The organism is Sphingomonas sp. Leaf23 (assembly GCF_001421585.1).
GTDB lineage: Bacteria > Pseudomonadota > Alphaproteobacteria > Sphingomonadales > Sphingomonadaceae > Sphingomonas.
Genome location: NZ_LMKR01000001.1, coordinates 102,503 through 117,749, shown reverse-complemented (window position 1 = coordinate 117,749; position 15,247 = coordinate 102,503). Strand labels below are relative to the sequence as shown.

12 protein-coding genes and 1 tRNA gene are annotated in these 15,247 nt (G+C 67.6%); 3 read left to right on the top strand and 10 right to left on the bottom strand.

All coding sequences use genetic code 11. From position 1 onward, the window contains the following. Window positions 1-146 precede the first annotated feature (146 nt). The 3 genes from ASE67_RS00590 to ASE67_RS00580 all read right to left on the bottom strand — a co-directional run bounded on the left by ASE67_RS00590 (window position 147) and on the right by ASE67_RS00580 (window position 2,956). The gene (locus ASE67_RS00590) at window positions 147-1,424 is read right to left on the bottom strand and encodes an NAD(P)/FAD-dependent oxidoreductase (RefSeq protein WP_055755827.1); all 1,278 of its coding nucleotides are present in this window, start codon (window positions 1,422-1,424) and stop codon (window positions 147-149) included. Window positions 1,425-1,592: 168 nt separating this feature from the next. Beyond that, a tRNA-Asp gene (locus tag ASE67_RS00585) sits at window positions 1,593-1,669 on the bottom strand. Window positions 1,670-1,690: 21 nt separating this feature from the next. Further along, entirely contained in the window at window positions 1,691-2,956 is a 1,266-nt protein-coding gene (locus ASE67_RS00580; RefSeq protein ID WP_055755825.1) for an AI-2E family transporter, read from the bottom strand. Window positions 2,957-3,082: 126 nt separating this feature from the next. Here ASE67_RS00580 and ASE67_RS00575 point away from each other — a divergent pair, with 126 nt between their 5' ends. From ASE67_RS00575 to ASE67_RS00565, 3 genes are read left to right on the top strand one after another with little or no spacing between them, the layout of a single operon-like run. Beyond that, window positions 3,083-4,237: an 8-amino-7-oxononanoate synthase gene (locus tag ASE67_RS00575; protein WP_055755823.1), complete on the top strand. Its 1,155-nt coding sequence runs from the start codon at window positions 3,083-3,085 to the stop codon at window positions 4,235-4,237. Further along, window positions 4,234-4,857 carry a dethiobiotin synthase gene (gene bioD, locus ASE67_RS00570; protein ID WP_055755821.1) on the top strand — a complete coding sequence of 208 codons (624 nt, stop codon included), beginning with the start codon at window positions 4,234-4,236 and terminating at the stop codon, window positions 4,855-4,857. The genes ASE67_RS00575 and bioD overlap by 4 nt, the downstream gene beginning before the upstream one ends. Next, on the top strand, window positions 4,854-6,095 hold the full coding sequence (locus ASE67_RS00565; RefSeq protein ID WP_055755819.1) for an adenosylmethionine--8-amino-7-oxononanoate transaminase: 1,242 nt from the start codon (window positions 4,854-4,856) through the stop codon (window positions 6,093-6,095). Before bioD ends, ASE67_RS00565 begins: the two co-directional genes overlap by 4 nt. Here ASE67_RS00565 and ASE67_RS00560 read toward each other — a convergent pair whose 3' ends face one another. From ASE67_RS00560 to ASE67_RS00530, 7 genes are read right to left on the bottom strand one after another with little or no spacing between them, the layout of a single operon-like run. Beyond that, complete coding sequence (locus tag ASE67_RS00560) at window positions 6,096-6,389, bottom strand: hypothetical protein (protein WP_055755816.1); 294 nt, start codon at window positions 6,387-6,389, stop codon at window positions 6,096-6,098. 43 nt (window positions 6,390-6,432) lie between these two features. Beyond that, complete coding sequence (locus ASE67_RS00555; RefSeq protein WP_055755814.1) at window positions 6,433-7,443, bottom strand: glycosyltransferase family 4 protein; 1,011 nt, start codon at window positions 7,441-7,443, stop codon at window positions 6,433-6,435. Then, complete coding sequence (locus tag ASE67_RS00550; RefSeq protein WP_235511734.1) at window positions 7,443-8,999, bottom strand: alpha-amylase family glycosyl hydrolase; 1,557 nt, start codon at window positions 8,997-8,999, stop codon at window positions 7,443-7,445. Before ASE67_RS00550 ends, ASE67_RS00555 begins: the two co-directional genes overlap by 1 nt. Before the next feature lie 35 nt (window positions 9,000-9,034). Next, entirely contained in the window at window positions 9,035-11,152 is a 2,118-nt protein-coding gene (locus ASE67_RS00545; protein WP_055755812.1) for an acetyl-CoA carboxylase biotin carboxylase subunit, read from the bottom strand. Between the two features lie 60 nt (window positions 11,153-11,212). After that, on the bottom strand, window positions 11,213-12,247 hold the full coding sequence (gene bioB, locus ASE67_RS00540; RefSeq protein ID WP_443025512.1) for a biotin synthase BioB: 1,035 nt from the start codon (window positions 12,245-12,247) through the stop codon (window positions 11,213-11,215). A gap of 2 nt (window positions 12,248-12,249) precedes the next feature. Then, the gene (scpA, locus tag ASE67_RS00535) at window positions 12,250-14,379 is read right to left on the bottom strand and encodes a methylmalonyl-CoA mutase (protein WP_055755808.1); all 2,130 of its coding nucleotides are present in this window, start codon (window positions 14,377-14,379) and stop codon (window positions 12,250-12,252) included. 48 nt (window positions 14,380-14,427) lie between these two features. After that, window positions 14,428-15,204: an enoyl-CoA hydratase-related protein gene (locus tag ASE67_RS00530; protein ID WP_055755806.1), complete on the bottom strand. Its 777-nt coding sequence runs from the start codon at window positions 15,202-15,204 to the stop codon at window positions 14,428-14,430. Between the last annotated feature and the right edge of the window lie 43 nt (window positions 15,205-15,247).

Sequence of the window (15,247 nt, the reverse complement as noted above, 5' to 3'; positions counted from 1 at the left end):
GATCCTGTGCCGCATCGCGCCATGCCGATCCCCTGTCCTGACGATCCCAGAATAGGCGAAGCGCGGTTCAACCCATGCCGAATTTGCCGTGCCGACGCACTTCGCAGCGATACAGCACGGTATCGCCCGGCACAAAATGCCGCGCTTCAGCCGCGCATATCCTTCCACTTGTAGTAGGCCCCGACCAGCGGCAGGAACCATGGCTTGCCGTAATGGCCGGGGATCGCAGGCCATGGCAGGTCGGCCAGCGGATTCGTATCCGCCTCCCCCAGCAGCGCGCGCGCCATACGCTCGCCCATCGCCACCGACATTTGCGTGCCATGCCCGCTATAGCCGGTCGCGTAATGGATGCCGTCGCGCACCCCGGCGCGCGGCAGCCGGTCGGCGGTCATGTCGACGATCCCGCCCCAGGTATAGGCGACGGGCACGTCCTTCGCCGCGGGTAGCAACCGGGCGAGCGCCTCGACCAGCACTGCGCCGCTCTTCGCATCGCTGCTGGGCGACGACAGCGCAAAGCGGGCGCGGCCGCCAAAGATCAGGCGATTATCGGCGGTCAGGCGGAAATAATTGCCGATGTTGCGCATGGTCGTGACGTTGCGGCGCCCCGGCATGACCCGCCGCACCAGATCGGGGTCCATCGGTTCGGTAGCGACGATGAAGCTGCCGATCGGCACGATCCGCCGCCGCAGCCACGCGAAGGGACCGGCCATCGACGCGCCGGTCGCGAGCAGCACATGCTCCGCCTCAATCGTGCCGAGCGGGGTCGTCACCCGCTTCCCCCCGCCCTTGCCCGGCGTGATCGCGGTCACCCGCGCGCCCTCGACGATCCGCGCCCCGTGCCGCGCCGCCGCTTCGGCCAGCCCGACGACGAAACGCCCGACATGGAGCGAGGCGCTGCGCGGAAAGATCAGCCCACCATAGGCGTCGGGCGACTCGATTTCTGCCGCCAACGCGTCGCCGGTCACATGGGCGATATCGGGTTCGACCGTCCTGGCGAGATAGTCGGCGAGCGGTGCCAGCTTGGCGGCATGCTCGGGCTTGTCGGCCAGCTTCAGCTTGCCGTTGCGCACGAAGTCGCAATCGATGCCTTCTTCGGCGACGATCGCCTCGACCCGGTCGACCCCTTCGTCGAACACGCGGTAGAGCCCCACCGCCGCGTCATGCCCGATCCGTTCGGACAGCGCGCGCAGGTCGCCGGCTAGGCCGTTGTTGCACTGTCCGCCGTTACGGCCCGATGCCTCGCCGCCGATCCGCCCGCCTTCCAGCACGACGACATCGACACCCTGCATCGCCAGCTTGCGCGCAGCGGCTAGGCCGGTCAGGCCACCGCCGATCACGACGACCGATGCGCGCGTCGGGAACGGCGCGTCGCCTGCCCCAGAAAAACGCGGGCTGGTTTCCAGCCAATAGGATGCGAGTTTCATAATCCTGCCTTCGCGACCGCTGATTCCGCCCTGCCTAGCATGGGCCGAACGGCAGGATGTGGCGGAACGTCGCGCACGCAGCAACGCAACCGCGAACGACCGAAGTTCGTGCGGCAGGATATGCTGTCGTTCTGGAAGGGCGCTGTGGCGGCATCGACTGATGCGCCATGGCGCGAGTGACGGGGCTCGAACCCGCGACCTCCGGCGTGACAGGCCGGCGCTCTAACCAACTGAGCTACACCCGCTCTCTAGCGAGGAGGCGGCCTTTACGGAGCCGCGCCGGGGCTGTCAACGCCGCTGTTAGCATTTCCTGCATTTCGTTGCGCTGGCGGCACGTCCTGTACCAGCGTGCCGTGTTCGAACAGGAAGCCGGCGATGTCGGGCTTGCCCGCACCCTTCAGCACCGTCTGGATGATGATGAGCAGCGGGACGGCCAGCAGCGCACCGGGCGTGCCCCAGACCCAGCCCCAGAAGCTGAGCGTGATCAGGATCATCAGCGGATTGATGGTCAGGCGGTGCCCGACGACCAGCGGCGTGATGACGTTCGCCTCCACCAGATGCGCGCCGATCATGATCGCGGCGGGCAGCAGTGCCCACCAGATATCGGTAAAGGTCATCAGCCCGCCGAGCGCGAGCAGCAGCGCGGCAAAGATCGGCCCGAGATAGGGGACATAGTTCAGCAGCGCGACGATCCCGCCCCACATCAACGGTGTCGGCATCCCGATATACCACAGGGCACCTGCGACGATGACGCCCAGCATCAGGTTGATGAGCGTGATGGTGCCGAGATAGGCGGAGGTGTCGTCGACGACGTTCTGGATCACCCGTGCGGTCGCCATTGCCCCGCCAAAGCTGCTCCGCCCGGTGATCGCCGCGCGCCGCAAATTGGTCCAGCCGGCAAGGAAAAAATAGATCACGAGGATCGCGAAGAACATCTCGAGCAACGCCGACGGCGCGGAGGTGGTCACCAGATCGAGCAGCGACTGCGGCGGCGCGACGCTGCTGGCGGTCTGCTTGGCGGGCGCGGTCGCGACATTGGCGATCAGGCCGTTCACGAACTTTTCGAGGCTGGCGTAGAAATCGATCAGCGGCGCGACATTATGCTGCACCCGGTCGATCCGGTCGGGCAGGATCTGCGCCCAGCCCCATGCCGGCACGACGATCGATGCCAGCGCGCCGTTGGCGACGATCAGGAACAGCATCACGCAGAAAAAGGCGGCGAGCGGCGCGGGAACGCGGTTGCGCTCCTGCCATTCGAGCAGCGGGACCAGCGCGATGGCGATCACGATCGCGGCGGTCAGCGGCAGGAAGAAGCGCGCACCCGCCTGCAATGCGAACGGCATCGCCAGTACCAGCCCGACCCCGGCGATCAGCGTCAGTGCGGCCAGCAACCGGTCGCGGCGCAATTCCTCGCTCGGGGCGTCGATGACCGCATCGACCGGATCGGCCGGCGGCGTGGCGGCGGTACCCGACGCCCCCACGCGGTCGACCGGCGGAGGGGACGCGATGGATTCGGATGCGGGATCTGCCATGAACTCTTTCTAATCGTTCCCGGCGACACGCGCCATCGGCGGCGTAACGCACAGCGCCGGGATTTGCGCCATTACGGGCCGGACGATATGGGCATCGCCCCGACCTGCCGCCGACAAAGGGGAGCGATGACCGACGATCAACGAGTGCCTGCCCCCCTGCCCCCGGCATTGCGGCCGATCGCGGAGGACCTGCGGCGGCTGTCGGGCATCGACCGGCGGCGGCGGCTGATCCCGATCGCAGGCCGCGATTTCGCATCGAACGATTATCTGGGGCTGGCCGGATCGGCGGCGTTGCGCCGCGCGGTCGAGGATGCGGTGGCGCGCGGGGTTCCGGTGGGGTCGGGCGGGTCGCGGCTGCTGCGCGGCAACCACGCGGAACACGAGACGCTGGAGGCGGAGGCCGCCGCGTTCTTCGGCAGCGAAAGCGCGCTGTGGTTCGGCAGCGGCTTTTCCGCCAATGCCGCGCTGCTGGCGACGTTGCCGCAGCGTGGCGACCTGATCGTCCACGACACGCTGATCCATGCCAGCGCGCATGACGGAATGCGGATGGCACGGGCGCTATCGGTGGCGGCGGGCCATAACGACCCGGACGCGATCGAGGACGCGATCCGCGACTGGCGGCGACACGGCGGCACCGGCAGCCCGTGGATCGCGGTCGAGAGCCTGTACAGCATGGACGGCGACCGCGCACCGCTGGCCGAACTGGCCGAGGTCGCGGCGCGGCACGATGCGATGCTGCTGATCGACGAAGCCCATGCGACCGGCGTGTTCGGTCCCGATGGCCGCGGCCTTGCCGCCGCGCTGGAGGGGCAGCCGAACGTCGTCACGCTGCGCACCTGTGGCAAGGCGCTGGGCAGCGAAGGGGCGTTGGTTTGCGGCCCGGCGGTCGTCACCGACTTTCTGGTCAACCGGGCACGCGGCTTCATCTTTTCGACCGCTCCCTCCCCCGTCATGGCGGCGGCAGTGCGGGCGGCCTTGCAGATCCTGCGCGACGAACCCGAACGGCGGAGCCATCTGGCCGATCGAATGACGCTGGCGGAGGCACGGCTGGGGCCGCTCGGCGCGATGGTCAGCGGGTCGCAGATCATGCCGCTGATCGTCGGCGAGGATGGCCGGGCGATGGCGCTGGCCGAAGCGCTGCAGGCACGCGGCTTCGACATTCGCGGTATCCGCCCGCCGACCGTGCCCGCCGGCACCGCGCGGCTGCGCATCTCGCTGACGCTCAACATCGATGCGGCCGATATCGCCGCGCTGGGCGATGCCCTAGAGGAACTGGCATGACCGTGATCGTCGTCACCGGCACCGATACCGATGTCGGCAAGACCGTGTTCGCCGCCGCACTGACTGCTGCGCTGGGGGCATCCTACTGGAAACCGGTACAGGCCGGGACCGATGACGGAACCGACCGGCAGCGGGTGGCAAGGCTGGCGGGCATCGCGCCCGACCGCATCCTGCCCGAAGCCTATTCCCTCGCCACCCCCTGCTCCCCGCACCGCGCCGCCGCGATCGACGGGGTGACGATCGATCTCGACCGCCTCACGCTGCCACGGGTGGCGGGTCCACTGGTGGTGGAGGGGGCCGGCGGCGTGCTGGTGCCGATCGTCGGTACCACGACCTTCGCCGACCTGTTCGCGCGCTGGCAGCGGCCGGTTGTGCTGGTGGCCCGTACGGCGCTCGGCACGATCAACCACAGCCTGTTGTCGATCGAGGCACTGCGCGCGCGCGGCGTGCCGATCCGGGGCATCGCCTTCATCGGCGACGCCGTGCCCGACAGCGAGGAAACGATCGTGCGGCTGGGCGAAACCCGGCGGCTGGGGCGGTTGCCGTTCGTACCGGACCTGACGCCCGATGCCCTCGCCCGCGCCTTTGCCGCCGGGTTCGCCGTGGAGGATTTCCGATGAGCGCGGTGTGGCATCCCTTTACCCAGCACGGCCTGCGCGAACCGATCCCGCGGATCGTGCGCGGCGACGGCGCGGCGCTGTGGAGCGACGACGGGCGGCGGATCATCGATGCGATCTCGTCCTGGTGGGTGACGACGCACGGCCACAACCACCCGCGCATCACCGCCGCCATCGCCGAACAGGCGGGCACGCTCGACCAGATCATCTTTGCCGGCCACACCCACGAGCCGGCCGAGACGCTGGCGGCGGGGCTGTGCGCGATGCTGCCCGACGGGCTGACCCGCGTGTTCTTTTCGGACTCCGGGTCGACCAGCGTCGAGGTCGCGCTGAAGATGGCGCTCGGCTATTGGCGCAACCGGGGCGAGGCGCGGCACCGCATCCTCGTGCTGGAGCATGGCTATCATGGCGACACGATCGGCGCGATGTCGATCGGCGCGCGCGGCGTGTTCAACCAGGCCTATGCCCCGCTGCTGTTCGACGTGGGATCGATCCCCTTCCCCGACCCCGGCCGCGAGCAGGCGACCTATGACGCACTGGAGGCGGCGTGTCGCGACGGCGCGGCGGCGTTCATCGTCGAACCGCTGGTGCTGGGCGCCGGGGGCATGCGGATGTACCCGCCCGCCGTGCTGGCGGAAATGCAGCGCATCTGCCGCGCGCACGGCGTGCTGTTCATCGCCGACGAGGTGATGACCGCATGGGGCCGCACCGGTACGCTGACCGCGTGCGAACAGGCCGGGGTCGTGCCGGATATCCTGTGCCTGTCGAAAGGGCTGACCGGCGGGGCGATCCCGCTGGCGGTAACCATGGCGAGCGAAGCGATCTATCAGGCGCATTACGGGCCCGACCGGGCAATGATGTTCTTTCATTCGTCGAGCTACACCGCCAACCCGATTGCCTGCGCCGCCGCCAATGCCAACCTGGCGATCTGGCGGGACGAGCCGGTCGCGGAACGGATCGCGTCGCTCAGCGAGCGACAAGCGGTTCGGCTGGCGGCATTAGCGCAGCATCCGCGCGTGTCGGATGCGCGGCGGCTGGGCACGATCGCCGCGTTCGAGCTGGACGGCGACGAAGGTTACCTGTCCGACCGTGCACCCCTGCTGATGGCGCGGTTTCGCGATGCCGGGCTGCTGCTGCGGCCGTTGGGCACGACGCTGTACGTCATGCCGCCCTATTGCATCGACGAAGCCGACCTGGACGCGATCTATGCCGCGCTCGGCGAGGCGTGCGACGCGGGGTAATCAGGACGCGGCGTTGTGTCGCCGCGTCTCCCAGCCCTTGCGCGCGGCGGCCGAGCGATCGGCGGCGGGACGCTCTGACGCCGCCTTGCTACCACGACGGGCCGAGGCATGAGTGTCGGGCTTGCCGCGCCCCGATCCGGACTTGTTGCCGCCGCCCGAATCCTTGTTGACGGTCGCCCACGCTCTAGCCTCCGCCTCTTTCTCCGGCACACCGCGCGCTTCATAGCTTTCGGCGATGTGATCGGCCTTGCGCTTCTGCTTGTCGGTATAGCTGCTCTTGTCACCGCGCGGCATGTCGGGCCTCCGTTGCTTGCACAATCAGGTAGTTAGCGCGCTTTCATGCCAACAGGATCGAGGTGTAGAGGGCGTGGTAGCGCTCGGCCATCGCCTCCACCGAAAAGCGTTCGGCAACGATCCGGCGACAGTCCGCACGATCGATCTCTCCCACGCGGTCGATCGCGGCGACGGCTTCGTCCAGCGTATCGACCAGGAAGCCGTTGACGCCGTGTTCGATCAGTTCGGGCATCGATCCCCGGTTATAGGCGATGACCGGCGTGCCGCACGCCATCGCCTCGACCACCGACAGGCCGAACGGCTCGTCGAATCCGATCAGGTGGAGCAGCGCCCGCGCCCCGCCCAGCAGGTCGGTGCGCGCCGTTCCCCCGACCGCGCCGTGATAGACGACGCGCTCGCCATCGAGATGCGGCTCGACGTCCTCGCGCCAATAGCGGTCGTCCTGCACGATGCCGGCCATATGCAGGCGGCGGCCGCTGGCGTGTGCAGCGGCGATCGCCTCCGCCGCGCCCTTGTCGGGATGCATCCGGCCAAAGAACAGCAGGTCGTCGCTGCCCGCCGCATCGAATGGAAAATCATCCAGCGGAATCCCGTGATGTATCGTCGCGGCGTAGTGCAGTGACGGATGCCGGTCGGCATCACTGATCGCGACATAATGCACCCGGTCCTGATAGGGCGCATACATCGGCAGGATGCGGTCGGACGAAAAGCCGTGGATCGTCGTCACCATCGGCGTATCGACCAGCCCCGAAAAGGCATGCGCCGGAAAGTCCGCCTGATTATGGATCAGGTCGAACTCCCCCGCGCGCTCGAACACATGCGCCAGATGCGCGAACTCCCACACCTTCGCATCGATCGACGGGTCTTCGCTGTACGGCGCGGGCACCACCCCGGCGAGCGTCGCGGCGGTGATGCTGTCCTGCGTCGCGAACAGCGTCACTTCGACACCGCGCGCGACCAGCGCCTCGGTCAGCAGGCTGGTGACCAGCTCCCACGGGCCATAGTGGCGCGGCGGCGTGCGCCACGCGATCGGGGCAATCATCGCGATACGCATCAGGATACTTTCAGGATCAGCCCCTCGGCGGGGCGCAGATGGTGGGGATCGCCGGGATCGGCATGGGTCGACAGCACGACCTCTGCCGCCCCGACAGGGTTGGCGACGGGTTGGTCACCGAGGTTCAGGACGATGCGGTAAACACCGCGGCGATAGGTCAGGACATCGCCGTGCGCCCGCACGTCGTCGATCGGCCCGGTCGCCAATGCCGGCGTTGCGCGGCGGAGCGCTAGCAGACGACGATAGAAACGGAGCATCGACGCCGGATCGCTCGCCTGTGCCTCGACATTCAGCGGCAAGTGCGTCGGGTCGATCGGCAGCCACGGATCGCCGGTGGTGAACCCGCCGCTCGCATCCCACGGCAGCGGCGTGCGAACCGGATCGCGCCCCAGCCCCAGGCCGGGTTCGCGCAGCTCGCGCGGGTCCTGCACCTTGTCCGGCGGTACCTGCGCATCGTTCAGGCCCAGTTCGTCACCCTGATACAGCGTCGGCGTACCGCGCAGCGTCAGCAGCAACATCGCCGCCACCCGCGCCTGGGCGATGCCGACACGGGTTGCGATCCGCGGGCGGTCGTGGTTGCCCAGCACCCAGTTGGGCCAGCCATCCTCGGGCAGCGCCGCCTCATACTCCACGATCCGCCCGGCGAGTTCGGCGGCGTCCCACTTCGCCTCGATCAGCTGGAAATTGAACGGCAGGTGGACGCCGGGTGCTTCGGCCGTGCCGTAATAGGTCATCAACCTGGGGATCGGCAGATAGATTTCGCCGACCAGCACTGCGCCGAATTCGTCGGCCTGTCGCCGCATCGCCGTGCCGATGGCGTGGACTTCGGGCTGATCGGTCGAGTTGAGCTGCAACACGCGGTGCATGTCGCCCATCCCTTCGCGGAAATTCGGGTTGGGCGGATTGTCGGGAAAGTCGGCGTGCTTGACCATGTGCCACTGCACGTCGATGCGAAATCCGTCGACGCCGCGCTCGAACCAGAAACGCATCGCCGCCAGCATCGCCGCCTGTACGTCTGGATTGCGCCAGTTCAGGTCGGGCTGTTCGGGCAGGAAGGCGCGCGAATAATATTGGCCGGTGGCGGGATCGAGGGTCCAGGCCGGCCCGCCGAAATCGCTGATCCAGTTGTTCGGCGGCCCGCCATCCGGCGCCGGATCGCGCCAGATATACCAGTCGCGCTTGGAATTATCGCGCGATAACCGGCTCTTGACGAACCACGGATGCTGGTCCGAACTGTGGTTCGGCACGAAATCGAGCAGCACACGGATACCCGCCGCATGCGCCTTTGCCAGCAGCGCATCGAAGTCGGCGAGCGTCCCGAAACGCGGATCGATGCCGGTATAGTCCGCCACGTCATAGCCGAAATCGGCCATCGGTGAGGGGTAGATCGGCGAAATCCAGATCGCATCGATGCCCAGCTGGACCAAATAGTCGATCCGGTCGGCAATGCCGTTCAGGTCACCAATCCCATCCCCGTCGCTGTCGGCGAAGGAGCGCGGGTAGATTTGATAGATGGTGGCGGCCTGCCACCATGGTTGCGCTGGGGAAACGATCACGCACCGACAAGCCGCCAGAGGGCAAAGGGTTCCGCTTATTCGAACTCCATGATGACCGCATCGACCGCCAGGCTGTCGCCGGCGGCGTGGGCGATGCGGGCGACGGTGCCGGGGCGTTCGGCGCGCAGGATGTTTTCCATCTTCATCGCCTCGACCACCGCCAGCGGTTGTCCCGCCTCGACCTTCTGCCCCTCGGCCACCTCGACACGGGTCAGCAGGCCCGGCATCGGGCACAACAGGAACCGCGAAAGATCGGGCGGGACCTTTTCGATCATGTGCTGGGTCAGCGCGGCGACATGCGGCGGCAGGACGCGGACGATATGGGTTGCGCCGCGGGCGGTCAGCTTCCACCCGCCGATGGTGCGGGCCACGCGGACGGCGATTTCGTGGTCGTCGATCCGCGCGACCACCACCCGCTGCGACGGACGCCAGTGCATCACGACGTCGAGCGGCACGTCGCCATCGATATTGACCAGCAAACCGCCCTCATAGCCATCGACACAAATTTCGAAGCGATGGTCGCCGATGGTGACGATCCGTTCGGTCGAGGGGGCCGGGCGGGTGCCCAACTGCCCATCGATCGCACGGACCCGCAGCGACTGTTCGAGGTCGATCAGCACCGCGACCGCCGCAAGTTGCCGCAGCAGCGCCGCGTCGGCCGGCGCGCCGTGAAACCCTTCCGGATATTCCTCCGCGATGAAGCCGGTGGTCAACGCGCCGTCACGGAAGCGGGGATGCTGCATGATCGCCGACAGGAAATCGATATTGTTGCCTACCCCGGCCAGTTCGAACCGGTCGAGCGCCGCGATCTGCGCATCGATTGCCGCCTCGCGCGTCGGGGCCCAGGTGACGAGCTTGGCGATCATCGGGTCGTAGAACATGCTGACCTCGCCACCCTCGATCACCCCGTCGTCGACGCGGGTGCGGATAGTTTCCTCCCCGCTCGGGGGGAGGGGGACCGCCGACCGCAGGTCGGTGGTGGAGGGGGTTGGCCGCGAACGATCCGCGTGCGGACGCCCCCCTCCACCATGCTCCGCACGGTCCCCCTCCCCGTGCCGGGGAGGATTGTAGCGCGTAAGCCGCCCAGTACTGGGCAGGAAACCCCGATACGGATCTTCGGCATAGACCCGGTTTTCGATCGCCCAGCCGGTCAGCTTCACCTCATCCTGCGTAAAGGCGAGCGGCTCCCCCGCCGCAACGCGCAGCATCTGTTCGACCAGGTCGAGGCCGGTGATTTCTTCCGTAACCGGATGCTCGACCTGCAGCCGGGTATTCATTTCAAGGAAGTAGAAGCTCTCCCCCGTCACGTCCGCGCCGGAGACGATCAGCTCGACGGTACCGGCCGAATAATAGCCGACCGCGCGGGCAAGCGCGACCGCCTGCTCCCCCATCGCCTTCCGCATCGCGGGCGTGACGAAGGGCGATGGCGCTTCCTCGACGACCTTCTGGTGGCGGCGCTGGATCGAACATTCGCGCTCGCCGAGATAGACGATGTTGCCATGTTGGTCGCCCAGCACCTGGATTTCGATGTGGCGCGGGCTTTCGATGAACTTTTCGATGAACACGCGGTCGTCGCCGAAGCTGGCCAGCCCCTCGCGCTTGGTCGCCTCGAACCCCTCGCGGACGTCCTGCTCGCTCCACGCGAGGCGCATCCCCTTGCCGCCGCCGCCGGCCGATGCCTTCATCATCACCGGATAGCCGATGTCGGTCGCGATCCGCACCGCTTCCTCGGTATCGGCGATCTCACCCAGATAGCCGGGGACGACGTTGACCCCGGCGGCCTGCGCCAGCTTCTTCGATTCGATCTTGTCGCCCATCGCGGCGATCGCGTTCGGCGGCGGGCCGACAAAGGCGATGCCGGCATCGGCACAGGCGCGCGCGAAACTCTCGCGCTCCGACAGGAATCCGTAGCCGGGATGGATGCAGTCGGCCCCGGTCGCCTTCGCCGCCGCAAGGATCAGTTCCGCCTTCAGATAGCTCTCGGCGGCAGGTGCCGGGCCCAGCCGGACGCTCTCGTCCGCCATCATGACGTGCGGTGCGCGGGCGTCGGCATCGGAATAGACCGCGACGGTCGCGATCCCCATCCGCTTGGCCGTCCGCATCACCCGGCACGCGATTTCGCCGCGATTGGCGACCAGAATCTTCTTGAACACGTCACTCTCCTGTCCGCCCTGCTATGGCAGGGTCAGCATGTCATTCGGCGGGGCGCTGCGTCAGCAGCACCCGCCCTTTCGCATCGGTTCCTCCGCGACCATCGGCGTCATGCCCAGCTTCGCCAGCAGCGCCGCGTCGGCATCGTCGCCGGCATTGCCGGTGGTCAGCAGCCGGTCGCCGGTGAAGATCGAATTGGCCCCGGCCATGAAGCACATCGCCTGCGTCGCATCCGACATGCTTTCGCGACCGGCGGACAGGCGGACCATGCTCAGCGGCATGGTGATCCGCGCGACCGCGACGGTACGGACGAACTCGATATCGTCGATCTTGGCGAGCGGGGTGTCGGCCAGCATGTTGCCGAGCACCGTACCCTTGACCGGCACCAGCGCGTTGACCGGCACGCTTTCGGGATGGCGCGGCAGGGTGGCGAGTGCGTGGACGAAGCCGACGCGATCGGCGCGGGTCTCGCCCAGCCCGACGATCCCGCCGCTGCACACGTTGATCCCCGCCGCGCGAACATGCGCCAGCGTGTCGATCCGATCCTCGAAGCTGCGCGTCGAGATGATGTTGGCGTAGTTTTCGGGTGAGGTGTCGATATTGTGGTTGTAGTAATCCAGCCCGGCCGCCGCCAGTCGCTGTGCCTGATCGGGGGTCAGCATGCCGAGCGTCATGCAGGTTTCCATGCCCATCGCCCGGACGCCCTCGACCATGGCGATCACCGCGTCCATGTCGCGGTCCTTGGGGTTGCGCCATGCCGCGCCCATGCAGAAACGCTGCGATCCGGCCGCCTTCGCCTCGGCAGCGGAAGCGAGCACTGCCTGCACCTCCATCAGCTTTTCGGCTTTCAGCTGCGTATCGGCGCTGGCCGATTGCGAGCAATAGCCGCAGTCTTCGGGGCAGCCGCCGGTCTTGATCGACAGGAGCGTGCAGAGCTGCACCTGCCCGACCGCGTGGTGGACACGGTGAACGGTCTGCGCACGGTACATCAGTTCGTCGAACGGCAGGTCGAACAGGTCGGCGATTTCGGCGCGGGTCCAGTCGGTGCGCACCTTCCCCGTTCCGATCGCCGGGGCAGCTTCGACAGACGCAATCACATTCATTCCACAGTCTCTCCAACCGGCGGCAGGTTGTGGCCGAGCAGTTTCAGCACCTCCGCCGCCGCATGGACCAGGTTGGTGCCCGGTCCGAAAATCGCCGCCACTCCGGCTTCGCGGAGCAGCGCATAATCCTGCGGCGGGATCACCCCGCCGGCAATGACGCGAATATCGCCACGACCGGCATCCGCCAAGCACCCGATGAGTTCGGGGATCAGCGTATTGTGCCCAGCGGCCAGGCTGGAGGCGCCGACGACATCGACCCCTTCGGCAATCGCCAGCTGCGCAGTTTCCTGCGGCGTCTGGAACAGCGGCCCGGACACGATATCGAACCCCAGATCGGCAAAGGCGCTGGCGACGACGTTCGCGCCGCGATCGTGGCCGTCCTGTCCCATCTTGGCGACCAGCATGCGCGGCTTGCGCCCCATGCGGCGTTCGACCGCCGCGACGCCCTCGCCCGCGCGCAGCCAACCCTCGTCATCGGCATGGGCCGGACCATAGATGCCCTTCACCGGCGTGACCGACACCGCATGGCGACCGAACGCAGCCTCCATCGCCGCCGACATTTCTCCCAGCGTAGCGCGGGCACGCGCGGCATCGACGCACAGCGCCAGCAGATTGCCGTCCCCGCGCGCGCCGTCCTGCAATGCGGTCAGCGCCGCCTGGGTCTTCGCCTCGTCCCGCTCGGCCTTCACCCGCTCGATCCGGCGGATCTGGTCGGCGCGGACCTTGGCATTGTCGATCGAGAGGATGTCGATCGGGTCTTCCTCCGCCAGCCGGTATTTGTTGACGCCGACGATGACGTCCTCTGCCCGGTCGACCCGCGCCTGCCGCGCGGCGGCGGCGCGTTCGATATGCTCCTTGGGCAGGCCCGAGTTCACGGCATCGATCATGCCGCCCGCCGCCTCGACCTCCTCAATCAAGGCCCACGCCTTGTCGGCCAGTTCCTTCGTCAGCGCCTCGACATAATAGCTGCCGCCCAGCGGATCGACGACATGGGTCATGCCGGTCTCTTCCTGCAGGATCAGCTGCGTATTGCGCGCGATCCGGGCGGAAAAGTCGGTCGGCAGCGCGACCGCTTCATCAAGCGAGTTGGTGTGGAGCGACTGGGTACCGCCAAAGGTCGCGGCCATCGCCTCCACGGTCGTGCGGATGACGTTGTTGTACGGGTCCTGTTCGGTCAGCGACACGCCGCTGGTCTGGCAGTGCGTGCGCAGCGTCTGGCTGCGGGGCGACCCGCCGAAATCGGCGATGATCCGGCTCCACAGCGTACGCGCGGCGCGCAGCTTCGCGATCTCCATGAAGAAGTTCATGCCGATGCCGAAGAAGAACGACAGCCGCCCGGCGAACGCATCGATATCAAGGCCCCGGTCCAGCGCCGCGCGGACATAGGCCATGCCGTCGGCCAGCGTGAACGCCAGCTCCTGCACCGCGGTCGCACCGGCCTCGTGCATGTGATAGCCGCTGATCGAGATGCTGTTGAAACGCGGCATATGCTCGGCGGTATAGGCGATGATGTCCGACACGATCCGCATCGATGGCGCGGGCGGGTAGATGTAGGTGTTGCGGACCATGAACTCCTTGAGGATGTCGTTCTGGATCGTGCCCGACAGCTTCTCCGGGCCCACGCCCTGCTCCTCCGCCGCAACGATGTAGAAGGCGAGGCACGGCAGCACCGCGCCGTTCATCGTCATGCTGACCGACATGGTGTCGAGCGGAATGCCGTCGAACAGGATCTTCATGTCGTCGATCGTGTCGATCGCGACCCCGGCCTTCCCCACATCGCCCGCCACGCGCGGATGGTCGCTGTCGTACCCGCGATGGGTGGCGAGGTCGAAGGCGACCGACAGGCCCTTCTGCCCCGCCGCGAGGTTGCGGCGGTAAAAGGCGTTCGATTCCTCGGCGGTCGAGAATCCGGCGTACTGGCGGATGGTCCATGGCCGCCCGGCATACATCGACGCCTTCACCCCGCGCGTGAACGGCGCGAAGCCGGGCAGACCGGGATCGGGTGCGTCGGCGGCGGTGTAGAGCGGCTTGACCACGATCCCCTCGGGCGTGGTCCAGTGCAGGTCGGCGTCCTTCACCTCGCGCGCGGCGAGCTTCTGCCAATCGTCGAGCGTCGGGCCGGTCATCGCATGGTCCCTATCGCCGGACGGGGGGTCAAGTCGAGGCAGGTCATGTCAGGCTCCGGTAAAACGGGGAGTACGCTTGGTGAGGAAGGCGGTGCCGCCCTCCACCGCATCGCTGGTCGCGCGGGCGGTGCGCTGCGCGTCCGCTTCGCGCGCCATCGCGGCGGGATAGTCGTGGTCGAGGGCATAGGCGAGGTTGCGGCGGGTCAGGCCCAACGCGACGGTCGGTCCTGCCGCCAATCGGCGGGCGAGCGCCAGCGCTTCGTCGTCGAGGCTCTCGCCCGCAACGACAGTGTGGATCATGCCCCAGTCGAGCGCGGTGGCGGCAGGCACCCGTTCGCCGAGCATCATCATCCGCGTGGCGCGGGCGCGGCCGATCAGGCGCGGGAGCATCCAGCTGGCCCCGCCATCGGGGACAAGGCCGATATTGACGAACGCCTGCAGGAAATAGGCATCGTCGGCCGCGACGCAGAAATCGGCGGCGAGCGCGAGGCTGCACCCGATCCCCGCCGCCGCACCGCGCACCGCGCTGACCACCGGGACCGACAGGTCGGAGATCGCCTGCAGCGTCGGGTTATAGTGGTTGGTGAGCGCGGCATGGGTCATGGCCGGCGCGTCGTCACCGCTCAGCGCCGCCATGACGTCGGCGCCCGAGCAGAAGGCGCGCCCTGCCCCGGTCAGCAGCACCGCACGCGCGCCATCGAGATCGGCCAGCGCATCGCGGATCGCATCGAACATCGCCGGTGGCGCGGCGTTCAGACGGTCGGGCCGGTCGAGCGTGATGCGCAGCACGTCGCCGTCGCGCGCCACCTGGATATCGCCTGCCATCGAATCGCTCTCCCGTATCTTTTGATACGGTTTGCGGAAAGGA